Source organism: Streptomyces sp. MZ04 (assembly GCF_004684775.1).
Taxonomy (GTDB): domain Bacteria; phylum Actinomycetota; class Actinomycetes; order Streptomycetales; family Streptomycetaceae; genus Streptomyces.
In genome coordinates, this window is record NZ_SRIC01000199.1 from 1 (window position 1) to 15,658 (window position 15,658).

At 69.0% G+C, this 15,658-nt stretch carries 14 protein-coding genes and 1 other RNA gene; 12 read left to right on the forward strand and 3 right to left on the reverse strand.

Features of this window, described 5'->3' with window-relative positions; translation table 11 throughout:
• The first annotated feature begins 95 nt into the window (after positions 1 to 95).
• Entirely contained in the window at positions 96 to 1,202 is a 1,107-nt protein-coding gene (prfB, locus tag E2651_RS30575) for a peptide chain release factor 2 (protein ID WP_135334489.1), read from the forward strand.
• A 294-nt stretch (positions 1,203 to 1,496) separates the two neighbouring features.
• Positions 1,497 to 2,162, forward strand: a complete 666-nt coding sequence (locus E2651_RS30580) for a hypothetical protein (RefSeq protein ID WP_135334490.1) — start codon at positions 1,497 to 1,499, stop codon at positions 2,160 to 2,162.
• Between the two features lie 103 nt (positions 2,163 to 2,265).
• On the opposite strand, the gene E2651_RS30585 is transcribed toward E2651_RS30580, so the two are convergent.
• The gene (locus E2651_RS30585) at positions 2,266 to 2,460 is read right to left on the reverse strand and encodes a hypothetical protein (RefSeq protein ID WP_135334491.1); all 195 of its coding nucleotides are present in this window, start codon (positions 2,458 to 2,460) and stop codon (positions 2,266 to 2,268) included.
• A gap of 239 nt (positions 2,461 to 2,699) precedes the next feature.
• Here E2651_RS30585 and ftsE point away from each other — a divergent pair, with 239 nt between their 5' ends.
• The 5 genes from ftsE (at position 2,700) to ssrA (ending at position 6,673) form a co-directional block, all read left to right on the forward strand.
• A complete protein-coding gene (ftsE, locus tag E2651_RS30590; protein WP_030788113.1) occupies positions 2,700 to 3,389 on the forward strand; it encodes a cell division ATP-binding protein FtsE in 690 nt (229 codons plus the stop codon).
• 43 nt (positions 3,390 to 3,432) lie between these two features.
• Positions 3,433 to 4,350, forward strand: a complete 918-nt coding sequence (gene ftsX / locus E2651_RS30595; RefSeq protein ID WP_135334492.1) for a permease-like cell division protein FtsX — start codon at positions 3,433 to 3,435, stop codon at positions 4,348 to 4,350.
• Between the two features lie 78 nt (positions 4,351 to 4,428).
• Positions 4,429 to 5,619 (forward strand): S41 family peptidase, encoded by a 1,191-nt coding sequence (locus E2651_RS30600; protein ID WP_135334493.1) that lies wholly within the window; start codon positions 4,429 to 4,431, stop codon positions 5,617 to 5,619.
• 18 nt (positions 5,620 to 5,637) lie between these two features.
• A complete protein-coding gene (gene smpB, locus E2651_RS30605; RefSeq protein ID WP_135334494.1) occupies positions 5,638 to 6,159 on the forward strand; it encodes an SsrA-binding protein SmpB in 522 nt (173 codons plus the stop codon).
• A 125-nt stretch (positions 6,160 to 6,284) separates the two neighbouring features.
• Positions 6,285 to 6,673, forward strand: a transfer-messenger RNA (tmRNA) gene (gene ssrA, locus E2651_RS30610).
• A gap of 61 nt (positions 6,674 to 6,734) precedes the next feature.
• Here ssrA and E2651_RS30615 read toward each other — a convergent pair.
• Entirely contained in the window at positions 6,735 to 7,229 is a 495-nt protein-coding gene (locus E2651_RS30615; protein ID WP_135334495.1) for a lamin tail domain-containing protein, read from the reverse strand.
• Between the two features lie 131 nt (positions 7,230 to 7,360).
• On the opposite strand from E2651_RS30615, the gene dacB reads away from it, so the two are divergent.
• A complete protein-coding gene (gene dacB, locus E2651_RS30620; protein WP_167828936.1) occupies positions 7,361 to 8,953 on the forward strand; it encodes a D-alanyl-D-alanine carboxypeptidase/D-alanyl-D-alanine-endopeptidase in 1,593 nt (530 codons plus the stop codon).
• On the opposite strand, the gene E2651_RS30625 is transcribed toward dacB, so the two are convergent.
• Positions 8,877 to 10,130, reverse strand: coding sequence for an MFS transporter (locus E2651_RS30625; protein WP_135334496.1), 1,254 nt, complete (start codon positions 10,128 to 10,130; stop codon positions 8,877 to 8,879). The two genes, dacB and E2651_RS30625, sit on opposite strands and share 77 nt — an antisense overlap.
• A gap of 146 nt (positions 10,131 to 10,276) precedes the next feature.
• On the opposite strand from E2651_RS30625, the gene E2651_RS30630 reads away from it, so the two are divergent.
• The 4 genes from E2651_RS30630 to E2651_RS30645 form a co-directional block, all read left to right on the forward strand.
• Positions 10,277 to 11,254 carry a LysR family transcriptional regulator gene (locus E2651_RS30630; protein WP_135334501.1) on the forward strand — a complete coding sequence of 326 codons (978 nt, stop codon included), beginning with the start codon at positions 10,277 to 10,279 and terminating at the stop codon, positions 11,252 to 11,254.
• Between the two features lie 243 nt (positions 11,255 to 11,497).
• Entirely contained in the window at positions 11,498 to 12,187 is a 690-nt protein-coding gene (locus E2651_RS30635) for a hypothetical protein (protein WP_135334497.1), read from the forward strand.
• A 167-nt stretch (positions 12,188 to 12,354) separates the two neighbouring features.
• Positions 12,355 to 14,436: a glycosyltransferase gene (locus E2651_RS30640; RefSeq protein ID WP_245239340.1), complete on the forward strand. Its 2,082-nt coding sequence runs from the start codon at positions 12,355 to 12,357 to the stop codon at positions 14,434 to 14,436.
• Positions 14,433 to 15,658 (forward strand): acyltransferase (locus E2651_RS30645; protein WP_135334499.1); only part of this gene is annotated, 1,226 nt, incomplete at its 3' end. The genes E2651_RS30640 and E2651_RS30645, both read left to right, overlap by 4 nt.

A 15,658-nucleotide genomic window follows, 5' to 3' on the forward strand; every position in this document is an offset into this window, starting at 1 on the left:
ACCCGTACCCGTCCCCCCGCCCCGGGAGGGGCACCCGTACCCGTCCCCCCGCCCGGAAGGGCAGACCGCTTGCGCTCAGCCGTTAGGCTGGACCCGTGGCAGTCGTCGATGTATCCGAAGAGCTCAAGTCCCTCTCCTCGACCATGGAGTCGATCGAGGCCGTCCTGGACCTCGACAAGCTGAGGGCAGACATCGCCGTGCTCGAGGAGCAGGCGGCCGCGCCGTCCCTGTGGGACGACCCGGATGCGGCACAGAAGATCACCAGCAAGCTGAGCCACCTCCAGGCGGAGGTGCGCAAGGCCGAGACCCTGCGCGGGCGCATCGACGACCTCGGCGTGCTCTTCGAGATGGCCGAGGAGGAGGACGACCCGGACACCCGCGCGGAGGCCGAGTCCGAGCTCACGTCCGTGAAGAAGGCGCTGGAGGAGATGGAAGTGCGCACGCTCCTCTCCGGTGAGTACGACGCGCGTGAGGCGCTCGTCACCATCCGCGCGGAGGCCGGCGGCGTGGACGCCTCCGACTTCGCCGAGAAGCTGCAGCGCATGTACCTGCGCTGGGCCGAGCGGCTGGGCTACAAGACGGAGCTCTACGAGACGTCGTACGCGGAAGAGGCCGGCATCAAGTCGACCACCTTCGCCGTCCAGGCCCCGTACGCGTACGGAACGCTCTCCGTCGAGCAGGGCACCCACCGTCTCGTCCGCATCTCGCCGTTCGACAACCAGGGGCGCCGCCAGACGTCTTTCGCCGGCGTCGAGATCCTCCCGGTGGTCGAGCAGACCGACCACATCGAGATCGACGAGTCCGAGCTCCGCATCGACGTCTACCGCTCGTCGGGCCCCGGCGGCCAGGGCGTCAACACGACCGACTCCGCGGTCCGCCTGACGCACCTGCCCACCGGCATCGTCGTCTCCTGTCAGAACGAGCGCTCGCAGATCCAGAACAAGGCGAGCGCGATGAACGTCCTCCAGGCCAAGCTCCTCGAGCGCCGCCGCCAGGAGGAGCAGGCGAAGATGAACGCCCTCAAGGGTGACGGCGGCAACTCCTGGGGCAACCAGATGCGTTCGTACGTCCTGCACCCCTACCAGATGGTGAAGGACCTGCGTACGGAGTTCGAGGTGGGCAACCCGGAATCCGTGTTCAACGGCGAGATCGACGGCTTCCTCGAGGCCGGAATTCGCTGGCGCAAGCAGCAGGAGAAGTAGCGAAAGGCGCTCGCGCCGCTTTATCGACAAGGCAACTGCTGCCCATGTGGCGGCAGTTGCTCTTTGTTGTGCCTCTTACGTCACAGTCACATCTCCGTACGCCGGTCAACTGATCCCATTCCAGACATCGCGCCCGCAACGACCTTGACGCTGTCATGAAAAGTGGAAAGGCTAGCGAGCGGCATGCGTATCTCTGGGACGCGTGTGATCTGTGGGGGCCGATCCAGCGCCCCCGGCGAACGCAGTCCCGGACGCTGCCTCACTGACGATTCAGCTACTGGGGGTAGCAGCCAGATGACCAAGAAGACGCGGATCCGCGTGGCACGGATAGCGGCCGGTGCGGTGATCGCCGCAGGTGCTTCGCTGACCGCCGCCGGTGCCGCCTCGGCCCTGGACGTCGGCGTCGAGCTCGGCGGTGCGGGCGTCCACGCCAACGCCGACGAGAACGGCATCGGCGTCGACGTCGGCCTGGGCGATGACGACGACGAGCCCACCGAGGAGCCGACGGAGATTCCGACGGAGCCCACGGAGGAGCCGACGGAGCCCACCGAGGAGCCCACGGAGCCGACGGAGGAGCCGACCGAGCCCACCGAGGAGCCCACGGAGCCCACCGAGGAGCCGACCGAGCCCACCACCGGGCCGACGGACCCCACGGACCCGACGGGCGAGCCCACCGAGGACCCGAGCGACCCGGGTAACGGCAACGGCACCGGCGGTAACGACAACGACCCCGACGGCGGCTCCAACCCCGTCGAGCAGGGCAAGGGCAAGGACAGCCTGACCGACACGGGCTCCACCCCGGTCGAGCAGGGCGGCGACAAGGCCGACAAGGGCGAGCTCGCCGAGACGGGCGCCGCCGAGACCACGTTCCTGCTGATCGGCGCCGCGACGATGATCGCCGGCGGCATCGGCTTCCGCGTTCTGCCGCGCTTCGTCGGCAACCGCGGCGCCGCTGCCTGATCCAGGGCACGCGGTACGCGTACGTGATGTACGCGACGTACGTCAGAAGGGCCCGGAGCTCGGCTCCGGGCCCTTCTGGGTGTCCTGACGCGCCCCTGGCGCGCTAAGCGGTCTGGTGCGCCAGCAGCGCCATCGCCGCGATCAGCACCACGAGGACCCCTATCAGGGCCGCAGGGCTGAGGCCGCCGAACGGCCCCTCTTGCTGCTGCATGCGCTCGCGATTGGCCCGGCACACGGGGCAGCGGCCTTCGCTGACGGGCGCCGCGCAGTTCGCGCACACCAACCTGTCATAGGTCATGCGCTCCTCCTCCCGCACAGTCACAGCCTGCCCAACGCTAGGGGGAACCCAACCGTTCCCCTTCCACTGTGCCAGCTTCCACGGATTTCGGCGCGGCCCGCCCGGCACAGTCGGTTTCCGACTGATCTGTTCCGTGGTAAATCCGCGACAATTCGCGCAACTCAGGACGCTGACTGCGCTCGCGCACCGCCTTCGCGTAGGGTCACGCACACCTACCCCCGGCTACCCGTGGTGCATCCGTGATCCGATTCGACAACGTCTCCAAGGCCTACCCCAAGCAGACCCGGCCCGCCCTCCGGGACGTCTCCCTGGAGATCGAGAAGGGCGAGTTCGTCTTCCTGGTGGGATCGTCCGGCTCCGGAAAGTCCACCTTCCTGCGTCTGGTCCTCCGCGAGGAGCGCACCAGCCACGGCCAGGTGCACGTCCTCGGCAAGGACCTCGCCCGCCTCTCCAACTTCAAGGTGCCGCACATGCGGCGCCAGTTGGGCACCGTCTTCCAGGACTTCCGACTCCTTCCGAACAAGACCGTCGGCGAGAACGTCGCCTTCGCGCAGGAAGTCATCGGCAAGTCCCGCGGCGAGATCCGCAAGTCCGTGCCCCAGGTCCTCGACCTCGTCGGCCTCGGCGGCAAGGAGGACCGGATGCCCGGCGAGCTCTCCGGTGGTGAGCAGCAGCGGGTGGCGATCGCGCGAGCCTTCGTCAACCGCCCGAAGCTCCTCATCGCGGACGAGCCGACCGGCAACCTCGACCCGCAGACCTCGGTCGGCATCATGAAGCTGCTCGACCGGATCAACCGGACCGGCACGACCGTCGTCATGGCGACCCACGACCAGCAGATCGTGGACCAGATGCGCAAGCGGGTCATCGAGCTGGAGAAGGGCCGTCTCGTCCGCGACCAGTCGCGCGGCGTCTACGGCTACCAGCACTGACGACCCGTACTGATCCACAGCACTGATCCACTGAAAGGGAGCCATGCGCGCCCAGTTCGTCCTGTCGGAGATCGGCGTCGGTCTCCGCCGCAATCTCACGATGACCTTCGCGGTCATCGTCTCCGTCGCCCTCTCGCTCGCCCTGTTCGGCGGCTCGCTGCTCATGCGCGACCAGGTGAGCACGATGAAGGGCTACTGGTACGACAAGGTCAACGTCTCGATCTTCCTCTGCAACAAGGCCGACGCCGAGCAGGACCCCAAGTGTGCCAAGGGCGCGGTCACGAACGAGCAGAAGGAACAGATCCGTACGGATCTGAAGAAGATGCCGGTCGTGGACAAGGTCGCGTACGAGTCGTCCGACGACGCGTACAAGCACTACAAGGAGCAGTTCGGCGACTCGCCGCTGTCCAGCTCGCTCACGCCCGACCAGATGCAGGAGTCGTACCGCATCAAGCTGAAGGACCCGGAGAAGTACAAGGTGGTCGCGACCGCCTTCTCCGGGCGTGACGGCGTGCAGTCCGTGCAGGACCAGAAGGGCGTCCTGGACAACCTCTTCGAGCTCCTGAACGGCATGAACTGGGCGGCGCTCGCGGTGATGGCGCTGATGCTCGTCGTCGCGCTGATGCTGATCGTCAACACGGTGCGTGTCTCGGCGTTCAGCCGTAGACGTGAAACCGGCATCATGCGGCTCGTCGGCGCGTCCAGCTTCTACATCCAGATGCCATTCATCATGGAGGCCGCCGTCGCCGGGCTCATCGGTGGCGGTGTCGCCTGCGGCATGCTCCTCGTGGGCCGTTACTTTATGATCGACCACGGTCTCGCGCTCTCCGAGAAGCTGAATCTGATCCAGTTCATCGGGTGGGACGCGGTCCTGGCGAAGCTTCCGCTGGTGCTCGCCATCAGTCTGCTGATGCCCGCGCTCGCCGCGTTCTTCGCGTTGCGCAAGTACCTCAAGGTGTGACAAGACCCGCCTGCGCGTAAGGGCGTCGTACGGTCCAACCGGCCGTACGGCGCCCTTCGTTGTCCTAGACTCACCGGCATGTCAGGCCCCGCCCGGTTCTGCGACCGGCTCTCCGGGCCCCGCCGCATCCGCCGCGGGGCCACGCTGACATTGGTCTTCGCGAGCGTGCTCGCCACCGGCGCGGCCACCGGATCCTGGAGCGAAGGCGCCGAACAGGGCCGGAAGTCGCCCTCCCCGGCCACCCGTTCCGTCGCCTCGTCCGGCGAAGCGGGCGACACCGCGGACGAAGCGGCCGACGCCGCCGCCGAGGCGATGGCCGACGGCAAGTCCGGCAAGAAGGCCGCGGAGGACGCCGTCAGCCGCAGCGGCGACCGCTGGGGTTCGGTCTACTCCCCCGGGGAGTTCCAGGAGTTCGAGCAGGCCCTCGACGGCGCCTACACCGGAGTCGGCCTGTGGGCCAGGCGCGCGGCCGACGGGCGCATCGAGGTGTCCCGGGTCCAGCGCGGCGGCCCCGCCGACCAGGCCGGCGTACGCGAGGGCGATGCGCTCACGAGCATCGACGGCAGGCGTGTGGCGGGGCTCCCCGTCACCGAGGTGGTGTCCCTGCTGCGCGGCGACCGCGCGGGCACGCCCGTCATGCTGGGACTGGAGCGGGGCACGCGCGCGTGGAGCGAGACACTGCGCCGGGCCCGCCTCTCCACGGACCCCGTCACGGTGACCCGGCTCGCGGGCGGCGCCGTACTGATCAAGGTCGACGCCTTCACCAAGGGGTCGGGCGAGCGGGTGCGTTCCGCGGTGCGCGAGGCCCCCGCGGGCGCCGGGATCCTGCTCGATCTGCGCGGGAACTCCGGAGGGCTTGTGTCGGAGGCGGTCACCGCGGCGTCGGGGCTTGTCGACGGCGGCCTGGTGGCGACGTACGACGTGCGCGGCCGGCAGAAGGCGCTCCACGCCGAGCAGGGCGGGGACACGTCCAGACCCGTGGTCGCGCTGGTCGACGGCGGCACGATGAGCGCGGCTGAACTGCTCACGGGGGCGCTGCAGGACCGCGGCCGGGCGGTCGTGGTGGGATCTAAGACCTTCGGCAAGGGCTCGGTCCAGATGCCGAGCCGGCTGCCCGACGGCTCGGTCGCCGAGCTGACGGTCGGGCACTACCGCACTCCTTCGGGGCGCGCGGTCGACGGGCAGGGCATCACCCCCGATCTGGAGGTCGACGGCGGGGCGGAGATCCGGGCCGAGACAGTATTGACTGGCCTCGGACCCCCCTCGTAGTGCGAAAATGGCCGCACTATGGCGAAGGAAAAGGTAAAGCGCAAGGCCGCGAAGGCCGCTGAGAAGGCCCCCACCCGGAAGATGGTCGCGCAGAACAAGAAGGCGCGGCACGACTACCACATCCTCGACACGTACGAGTGCGGCCTCGTCCTGATGGGCACCGAGGTCAAGTCGCTGCGGATGGGCAGGGCCTCCCTGGTGGACGGCTTCGTGCAGATCGACAACGGCGAGGCGTGGCTGCACAACATCCACGTCCCCGAGTACGTGCAGGGCACCTGGACCAACCACTCCGCCACGCGGAAGCGCAAGCTCCTGCTGCACCGGGCGGAGATCGACAAGCTGGAGTCCAAGTCGCAGGAGACGGGTCACACGATCGTGCCCCTGTCCCTGTACTTCAAGGACAGCCGGGTCAAGGTCGAGATCGCCCTTGCCAAGGGCAAGAAGGAGTACGACAAGAGGCAGACGCTGCGCGAGAAGCAGGACACCCGCGAGACGAACCGCGCGATCGCGGCGGTCAAGCGGCGCCAGCGCGGTGCCTGAGGTGCCCGCCGCCTGAGGTCGCCAGGAATTGGCTGGCATCGTCGTGCGTTGGTCACGTACGATGGGCCTTGCCCCTCACAGCAGGGGCAAGCATTGAGCAGTATCTAATTCAAGAGTGACAACATGGGGATGATCGGTTTCGACAGCGGATGTCGAAGCAGGGGAAGCGAGCCGAGGAAGCGACAATGATCTCGTAAACCACATGTCGCAACCAATAATCGCCAATTCTAAGAGCGATTCCCAGTCCTTCGCCCTCGCTGCCTAATAAGCAGTGAGTGAAGGACCCTTAATGGGTGTCAGCCCGGGGGTGTTCCCGACCCGGATCCTGGCATAATTTAGGGAACTAAACCATCAAGCCCGGTCACGGGGTTCGATGGGAAATCAAACAGTGACTGGGCCCGTCGGAGACTTGTTCGCGAGATCACCGGGGCCGAGAAAATCGAAGCGAACTGCGCTCGGAGAAGCCCTCCTTTTGCACCGTTGGACGCGGGTTCGATTCCCGCCATCTCCACCATCCCTGTTGTAGGCCTCCGGCCCGCGAGATCATTCGCGGGCCGGAGGTCTTTTTCATGCGGTCAGCGGTGGTAGCGGATGTAGCCGTTGCCGTCGGCGTCGGACCCGCGCTTGGTGTAGGCGTGGACATCCGAGCGGCTGCCGGAGGGCTTGTAGAGGTAGACCGTGTCGCGGTCGTTGTTCCACAGGAAATTGCAGCTGTCGCGGTACACCACGTTGCGCCGGTCGGAATCGGTGCCGTCGCCGCCGCGGAGCTTCACGTAGTCACCGGGCTGGAGGGTGTGGCTCGCGGTGAAGGTGAAGCGATTGCCGGTGGCGTCCTTGACGACGTAACCCTTGAGGTTGATGGTCGCCGATGACGAGTAGTTCTTGATCGTCAGGTACTCCGCGTCGGTGTTTCCCGAGGAGCAGCTGTTGGAGTCCCGGCCGGGTGCGTCGTACTGGATTCCGCGGACCTTCAGCGCCGAGTGGTATTCGGCGGCCTGGGCCGGGGTGCCGGACAGGAGGGCCAGTGTTCCGGCGGCTATGAGTGCGGCTAAGACGGGGCGCTTGTGCAAGAGGTCTCCCCTCGTGGGCTGATGAAGCGACAGGAGCTTACACAAACTGTTGAAGGGGTGTGGCGGCTTCCGCCCCGTCGGCAGCGTGGCCCCCTGTTGTACGGGCCTGCCTTGGGGGATGCTCCTGGGTCATGAGTAGACCCGTGAGACGCGTCAACACCCGTATGCGCCACTGGATCTGGCCCGCCGTGCTCGGCCTCGCGGCGGCCTCCCTCTCGCTGAGTGCCCCGGCCGGGGCGGACTCCGACCGCAGCGGACTGCCCGAGGCGATCGACGCCATCCTCGGAGATCCCCGGATGGAGGGCGGCGCCGCGAGCGTCGTGGTCGCCGACGCCACGTCCGGCGACGTGCTCTATCAGCACCTGCCCAGCGGGCGCCTGATGCCCGCGTCCAACACCAAACTCCTCACATCGGCGGCCGCCATGGAGCGGCTCGGCCCCGACCACCGCTTCACCACCGATGTCCTGAGCGACGGCAAGCAGAACGGACCCGTGCTTTCCGGCGATCTGTATCTGCGCGGTACCGGCGATCCGACGACGCTCGCCGAGGACTACGACCGGCTCGCCGCGAAGATCGCCGACGCGGGCGTCCGGCGGGTCTCGGGGCGTCTGGTCGCCGACGACACCCGGTTCGACGACCGGCGTATCGGTGACACCTGGGCGGGCGACGACGAATTCGCGTACTACGCCGCCCAGATCTCCGCACTGAGCGTCGCACCGGACACCGACTACGACACCGGAACAGTCATCGTCGAGGCCACGCCCGGAGCGAAGGCCGGGGACAAGCCGAAGGTGACGGTGTCCCCGAAGACGGACTACGTAGACGTCGACATCAGTGCCGAGACAGTCGCCGCGGGCGGCGAGGACACGCTCACCATCGAGCGCGAGCACGGCACCAACACCATCACCGTCACCGGAACCGTCCCCGTGGGCGGCGACGCCACCAAGGAGTGGATCGCCGTCTGGGAGCCGACCGGCTACGCGGCCGCGATCTTCCGGGACGCGCTCGCCGCCCACGGCGTGCGGGTGAGCGGACCCACCAAGGCGGGGATCGCGACACCGAAGGGCGCGCGGCAGCTGGCGAAGCACGACTCCATGCCGCTGAAGGAGCTGATGATCCCCTTCATGAAGCTCTCCAACAACATGCACGCGGAGAACCTCACGAAGACGATGGGGTACGAGTCGACGGGTCGGTCCGGAAACTGGACGGACGGAATCGCCGCCATCGGGGGCTACTTGAAGACGGCCGGTGTCGATCCGGGCAAGCTGCGCCAGGTCGACGGCTCCGGGCTCTCGAGGAAGGACAACGTCCCCGCCGATCAGCTGATCAAACTGCTTCTCTCCGCGAAGGGCGAGCCCTGGTACGCCGACTGGTACAAGTCGCTGCCGGTCGCCTGCGCCCCGGACAAGTTCGTCGGGGGCACCCTGCGCTCGCGGATGTGCGGGACCCCGGCGGCACTCAACGTCCATGCCAAGACAGGGTCGTTGACGGGCGCGTCCGCGCTCTCGGGATACGTGAAGGACGCGGGCGGACGTGAGCTGGTGTTCAGCATCGTCCTCAACAACTACCTGCCCTCCTCGGTGAAGGCCCTGGAGGACGCGATCGTGGTGACGCTCGCCAAGTCGACCGAGGACAAGGCCGTGTCGGTCAAGCCGCGTGCGAAGCGTGCTGCCGAGCCGAGCGGCGACCTGGAGTGCTCGTGGCGGAAGCCCGCACGCTGCTGAGCAGCAGCGCGCAGCACGCGGCGGTGACAGGGACCGCGTAACCCGTGGTGGCGCTCAGGTGCTCCACCACCCAGCCGCCGCCCGCCGCGCCGCAGGCGATGCCCCCGAGGAGGCCGGTCACGGCGAGGGTCATGCCCTCGTTCAACCGCCCCTCGGGGGTGAGCTGTTGGACGATGGTCATGCCGGTGACCATCGTCGGGGCGGTCGCCATCCCGGCGATCAGGAGGGCCCCGGCGAGCACGAACAGCGATCCTGTGAGCGTGGCGGCGAGCAGGGGGAGGGTCATCAGGAGCGCCATCGCGGTGGCGCAGAGGATCTGGCGGCGGCGCAGCGAACCGCGCGGTCCGACCGCTCCGTAGAGAAGGCCCGCCGCACAGGAGCCCGCCGCCTGCAGGGCGAGGATCGCGCCCGCGGCGGACTTGTGGCCCTGGGCGTCGGCGTACGCGATCGTCACGACCTCCATCGAGCCGAAGACGGCGCCGGTGGCGAGGAACGCGGCGAGCAGGGGCGGCATCCCGCGCGCGTGGAGGGGCGATTTCTCCTTCGTGGAGTCACGTTCCTGGAGCGGCGGTTCCGTCGTGCGCTGGGCGGCGAAGAGCAGGACGCCCGTCAGGAGCAGGACGACGCCCACGAGGGTGCCCGCCTCCGGGAAGAACGCCCCGCACAGGAAGGCCGCGAGGACGGGGCCGAGCATGAAGCACAGCTCGTCCGCGGCCTGTTCGAAGGAGTTGGCGGTGTGCAGGGCCCGCGCGTCGCCCTTCAGGAGATGCGCCCAGCGGGCCCGGGACATGCCGCCGGTGTTGGGCGTCGTGGCCGTCGCCATGTAGGAGGCGAACAGGGTCCAGTCGGGCGCTCCGTAGCGCACGCACAGCAGCAGCGAGAGCGAGCCGAGCGCGGCGATCGCGGTGGCGGGCACGGCGATCCGCGCCTGGCCGTGGCGGTCGACCAGGCGCGCCGTCCAGGGGGCCACGACGGCGGTCGCGGCGAGGCCCGTCGCGGTGACGGCGCCGGCGAGCGCGTACGAACCGCGCGCCCCGGCGATCATGATGACGGCGCTCACGCTGAACATGCCCATGGGGAGGCGGGCGATGAGGTTGCCGACGGTGAAGGCGACGGCTCCGGGTATGCGGAAGAGGCGGGCGTAGGGGATGCGGCGGGGGTGTTCGGCGGGCGGCATGGGATCACCATCACCGGGGTGGCGGCGCCCGGTCCAACACCTTCTGGATGCCCATTCACGCACCTGCGTTGTAAGTTCCCGGGGTGACCGGAGAGCCTCGTACATCTCATGACCTGGTGGGGCCGCCCGCACGCGACGTACGCGACCTGGTGGACCCGCGCCTCCTGCGCGCCTTCGTGGTCGTCGCCGAAGAGCTGCACTTCACCCGGGCCGCCGCCAGGCTGTACGTCGCCCAGCAGGCGCTGAGCCGTGATGTGCGGCGCCTGGAACGGGAGTTGGGCGCCGATCTCTTCGCGCGTACGACGCGGCAGGTCACGCTGACGGCGGAGGGGGAGCGGCTGCTGCCGTACGCGCGGCGGGTCCTGGAGGCGCAGGACGATCTGGCGGCCGCCTTCCCTCGGGACCGCGGCGGCGCGGCCGCTTCGGCCAGGCCGCTGCTCGTGGACCTGAACAGCCCCGGGCTCGTCTTCGGGCGGATATTGGAGCGGGCCCGCGAACTCGCCCCCGACTGCGAGCTGATGGCCCGCTTCGAGAGCGGCCTCACCTGGGCCGCGGCGGAGATCGACGCGGGGCGGCTCGATGTGTCCTTCGGGCGGTACGCGGGGCTCGAACCGGCGCTGCGGGCGCGGCTCGACCACCAGCCCGTGCGGTACGAGCCGATGGCGGTGCTGCTGCCGCTCGGCCATCCGCTGGCCGAGCTCGACGCGGTGCCGCTGGACGCGCTCGCCGGGGAGAGCGTGTACGCGGGCGCCGGCAATCACCGGACGCTGGAGTGGACCGATCTGGCGCACCGGCTCTTCGCGGGGCGGGGGATAGAGGTGGCGCCGCCCGCGCCGCTCGCGGTCGGCAAGGAGGAGTTCGGGCGGATCATGGCCAAGAACCGGAACCCCGTCCTCGTCGTCGTGGACTTTCCGGCCATGCCCGGTGCCGTGCTCCGCCCCTTGACCGACCCCGTTCCCCTGTCACCGGTGTCTCTTGTGTGGCGAAAGGGCCTTGTGCATCCGGGAGTGGATGCTTTGCGCTCGGCCGCCGCCGAACTCGCCGCCGCCGAGGGATGGCTCCGCAGGCCCGAAGACGGATGGGTTCCGGCCACAGATGCACTCATCATGATGAGTCTGGACTGACGGATTAGTACGACTGTCGCCGCCGTGCGCTACATTCATAGTCCGGGCGCGGTGTGGTAGGGGGGCGCTCGGATCGGGTGGGGGCCCGGTCCGGACGGCAAGTTGCCCGGAGTCGTGCGCGCCCGAGACAGGTTATGTGGGGGGTTGCGCGTACGCATGGACAATTGGCGAGAAGATGCCCTACCGGAACACACCCATGATCCGAACGAGGTCACCGTTCAGATCGACGGGGTGGGGCGACAGTTGGCGGATCTCTCCGCCGGGAGTGACCAGGACGCGCCGGACGGGCCGGTTTTCGTCGACGAGACGGGCCGCCGCAGCCGGAGGTACCGCCGCATCGGCGTGATCGTGGGCATCGCCTGCGCCGTCTACGCGGTGATCATCGTCAGCACCCTGCTCTCGGGGAACTCCAACGCGCCCTGGCTGCCGATCAAGCCCAAGGACGACAAGCCCGCGAGCCAGGTGGACACACCCGACGGCCCGGCTGACTCGGCCGACCCATCGGCCTCGCCCGGCGCGACGCCGTCGCCCGGCGCGACGGACGCCAGTGGCACCGCACCCGCGCCCGGCGGCCGCGACCCCGCCGACGCCACGAAGCCCGGCGACACCACCGGCAAGCCCGGCGAATCGCCCGACCCCGACCCGACGGACGACGGCAAGCCCGACCCGGACCCGACGGACGACGGCGGCGATCCCGGCCCCACGGACAGGCCCACCACGCCCGACCCGGACCCGGACCCGACGGAACCGACGGATCCGCCCACGGATCCGGACCCCACCGAGTCCTCCAGCGGCGGCGCGGGAGGCGGCGGCGAAGTCCCCGTGATGAACACCGCCGCCGACCAGCAGTCCCCGCAGACGAGCGCCCAGACGGTCGGCTACCAGTCCCCGCAAAGCGCTGACCAGCAGCCCTCGGAGGGCGCACAGCAATGAACTCCCGCACCAACAGCCGCACCGGTCCGGCAGGGCACGGGCGCGGTCGGCCCCGTCGTGCCCAAGGGCGTCGTGCCCAAGGGCGTCGCGCCAAGGCGTCGCGCACCGCCCGGCGGCGCAGACTCCCCCTGCGCTATCTGCTGCCCTCACTCCTCCTGGTCGCCCTGATGGCGATGCTGATGCTGCGCGGGTACACGCACAGCGAGATCCTCGCCGACCACCGCGTGCGCCCGCCCGCGGCCACCGACAAGGTGCCCGGGAAGGTCCTCGAAGGCGGCCCGGTCATCGACACGCGAGGCGGCCACGAGGAGACGCTGAGCGTTCCCCGCCACCGCCTCGTGCTGACCTTCGACGACGGCCCCGACCCGGAGTGGACCCCCAAGGTCCTCGACGTACTGAAGAAGCACCACGCCCACGGCGTCTTCTTCGTCACCGGCACGATGGCGTCGCGCTACCCCGACCTGGTCGAACGCATGGTGGCCGAGGGCCACGAGGTCGGCCTGCACACGTTCAACCACCCCGACCTCTCCTACCAGTCCACCAGCCGCATCGACTGGGAGCTCTCGCAGAACCAGCTGGCCCTCGCGGGCGCGGCCGGCATCCGCACCTCCCTCTTCCGTCCCCCGTACTCGTCGTTCTCCGACGCGATGGACAACAAGTCCTGGCCGGTCACGAAGTACATCGGCAGCCGCGGCTATCTCACCGTCGTCAACAACACCGACAGCGAGGACTGGAAGCGCCCCGGCGTCGACGAGATCATCCGCCGCGCCACGCCCAAGGGCGGCGAGGGCGCCGTCGTCCTGATGCACGACTCCGGAGGCGACCGCTCGCAGACGGTGGCCGCGCTCGACACGTTCCTGCCCGAACTGCAGGACAAGGGCTACCAGTTCACCAACCTCACCGAGGCCCTGGAAGCGCCCAGCGCGCACGCGCCGGTCACCGGCATAGATCTGTGGAAGGGCAAGGCCTGGGTCTTCCTGGTCGGCGCTTCGGAGCAGATCACCGGCGGCCTCGTCGTCGCGCTCGCAGTGATCGGCTTCCTGGTCATGGCCCGCTTCGCCCTGATGCTGCTGCTCTCGGCGGTGCACGCGCGCCGGGTCCGCGGACGCGGCTTCCGCTGGGGCCCCGACGTCACGGAACCGGTCTCGGTCCTGGTCCCCGCCTACAACGAGGCCAAGTGCATAGAGGCGACAGTCCGTTCCCTCATGACGAGTGACCACCCCATCGAGATCATCGTCATCGACGACGGCTCGACGGACGGCACCGCGCTGATCGTCGAGGGCCTGCGCCTGCCGAACGTACGCGTCGTACGGCAGCAGAACGCGGGCAAGCCCGCCGCCCTCAACAGGGGCATAGCCAACGCCCGTTTCGACCTCATCGTGATGATGGACGGCGACACGGTCTTCGAGCAGTCCACCGTCCGCGAGCTGGTGCAGCCGTTCGGCGACCCGCGCGTGGGCGCGGTCGCGGGCAACGCGAAGGTCGGCAACCGCGACTCCCTCATCGGCGCCTGGCAGCACATCGAGTACGTGATGGGCTTCAACCTCGACCGCCGGATGTACGACATGCTCGGCTGCATGCCGACCATCCCCGGCGCGGTGGGAGCCTTCCGCCGCTCGGCGTTGGAGCGGGTCGGCGGCATGAGCGACGACACGCTCGCCGAGGACACCGACATCACCATGGCGATGCACCGCGACGGCTGGCGGGTCGTGTACGCCGAGAAGGCGCGCGCGTGGACCGAGGCACCGGAGACGGTGCAGCAGCTGTGGTCCCAGCGCTACCGCTGGTCGTACGGCACGATGCAGGCGATCTGGAAGCACCGCCGCTCGGTGATCGAGTCGGGCCCGTCGGGCCGCTTCGGCCGGGTGGGCATGCCGCTGGTGTCGTTGTTCATGGTCCTGGCGCCGCTCCTTGCCCCCCTGATCGACGTGTTCTTGCTGTACGGATTGGTCTTCGGCCCCACCCAGAAGACGATCATCGCCTGGCTCGGCGTCCTCGCCATCCAGGCGGTGTGCGCGGCGTACGCCTTCCGGCTCGACCGCGAGCGCATGACCCATCTGATCTCGCTGCCCCTCCAGCAGATCCTCTACCGGCAGCTGATGTACGTCGTGCTGCTGCAGTCCTGGATCACCGCCCTGACCGGAGGCCGCCTTCGCTGGCAGAAGCTCCGGCGTACGGGCGTGCTGGGGACGCCGCCCTCGATTCCGCAGCAGCGGGCGGGCGGCGCTGATCGGAGGCCCGTCGCATGACCTATCCCACGCAGCCGCTGCCGCAGGTGCCTCAGTCGGCGCCTCCTGTGGCTCCCGCTCCCGCGCCCGCTCCCGGCAAGAAGCCGGGCCGGGACCGCTACTTCGACGTACTGCGCTCGCTGGCCCTGGTCCGCGTCGTCATCTACCACCTGTTCGGCTGGGCCTGGCTGACGATCCTCTTCCCGTCGATGGGCGTGATGTTCGCGCTGGCGGGCGCGCTGATGGCACGCTCGCTGAAGCGCCCGGCGTGGGGCGTGATCAGGGGCCGCATCCGCCGACTGCTCCCGCCGATGTGGGCGTTCAGCGCGGTGGCACTGTTCCTGCTGTTCTACGGCGGCTGGAATGTGACCAAGGACCCGGACCACGGGGACACTTGGGGCCTGGTGTCGATGCTCAACTACATCTTCCCGATAGGCGCCCCGCCGTTCCCCTGGCACATCGGGGACAAGGCGGGCCTCCTGGAGGACACCTGGCCGGCGCAGGCCGCGGGCCCGCTCTGGTACATCCGCGCGTACCTGTGGTTCGTGATCGCCTCGCCCCTCCTGCTGTGGGCGTTCCGCAGGGTCCCGTGGGCGACGCTGCTCGCGCCGCTGGCCCTGACGGCGGTGCTCGCCACGGACGTGGTGAAGATCCCCGGCGAGACGGGCAACGCGGTCTCGGACTTCGCGGTGTACGGCAGCTGCTGGGTGCTCGGCTTCGCCCACCAGGAGGGCGTACTGGCGCGCGTGCCGCGCTACTTGGCGGTGTCCGTCTCGGCGCTGATCATGGCCGTCGGCCTGTGGTGGGCCTCGGGCCATCTGGGCCCGGACGGCTGGGACCTGAACGACATCCCGCTGGCTCAGGCGGCGTGGTCCTTCGGCTTCGTCGTCATCCTGTTCCAGTACTCGCCGTCGTGGCAGGAGCTGCCGGGGCGCTTGGCCAAGTGGGACAAGCTGGTGACGCTGTCCAACAACCGGGCGGTGACGATCTATCTCTGGCACAACCTCCTCATCATGGCGACGGTGCCGATCATCGACATGGCGTACGACCTGCCGTTCATGGAGGACGAGCAGTGGAGCTCGGCGCTGGACTCCACGTACATGCTGTGGATGACGGTGCTGGTCTGGCCGTTGATCGGGCTGATGATCGTGGCCGTGGGCTGGCTGGAGGATGTGGCGGCCCAGCGGAGGCCTCGGCTTTGGCCCAATGGGGCTGGTGGGGCTGGTGGGGCGAAGTCGCGGAG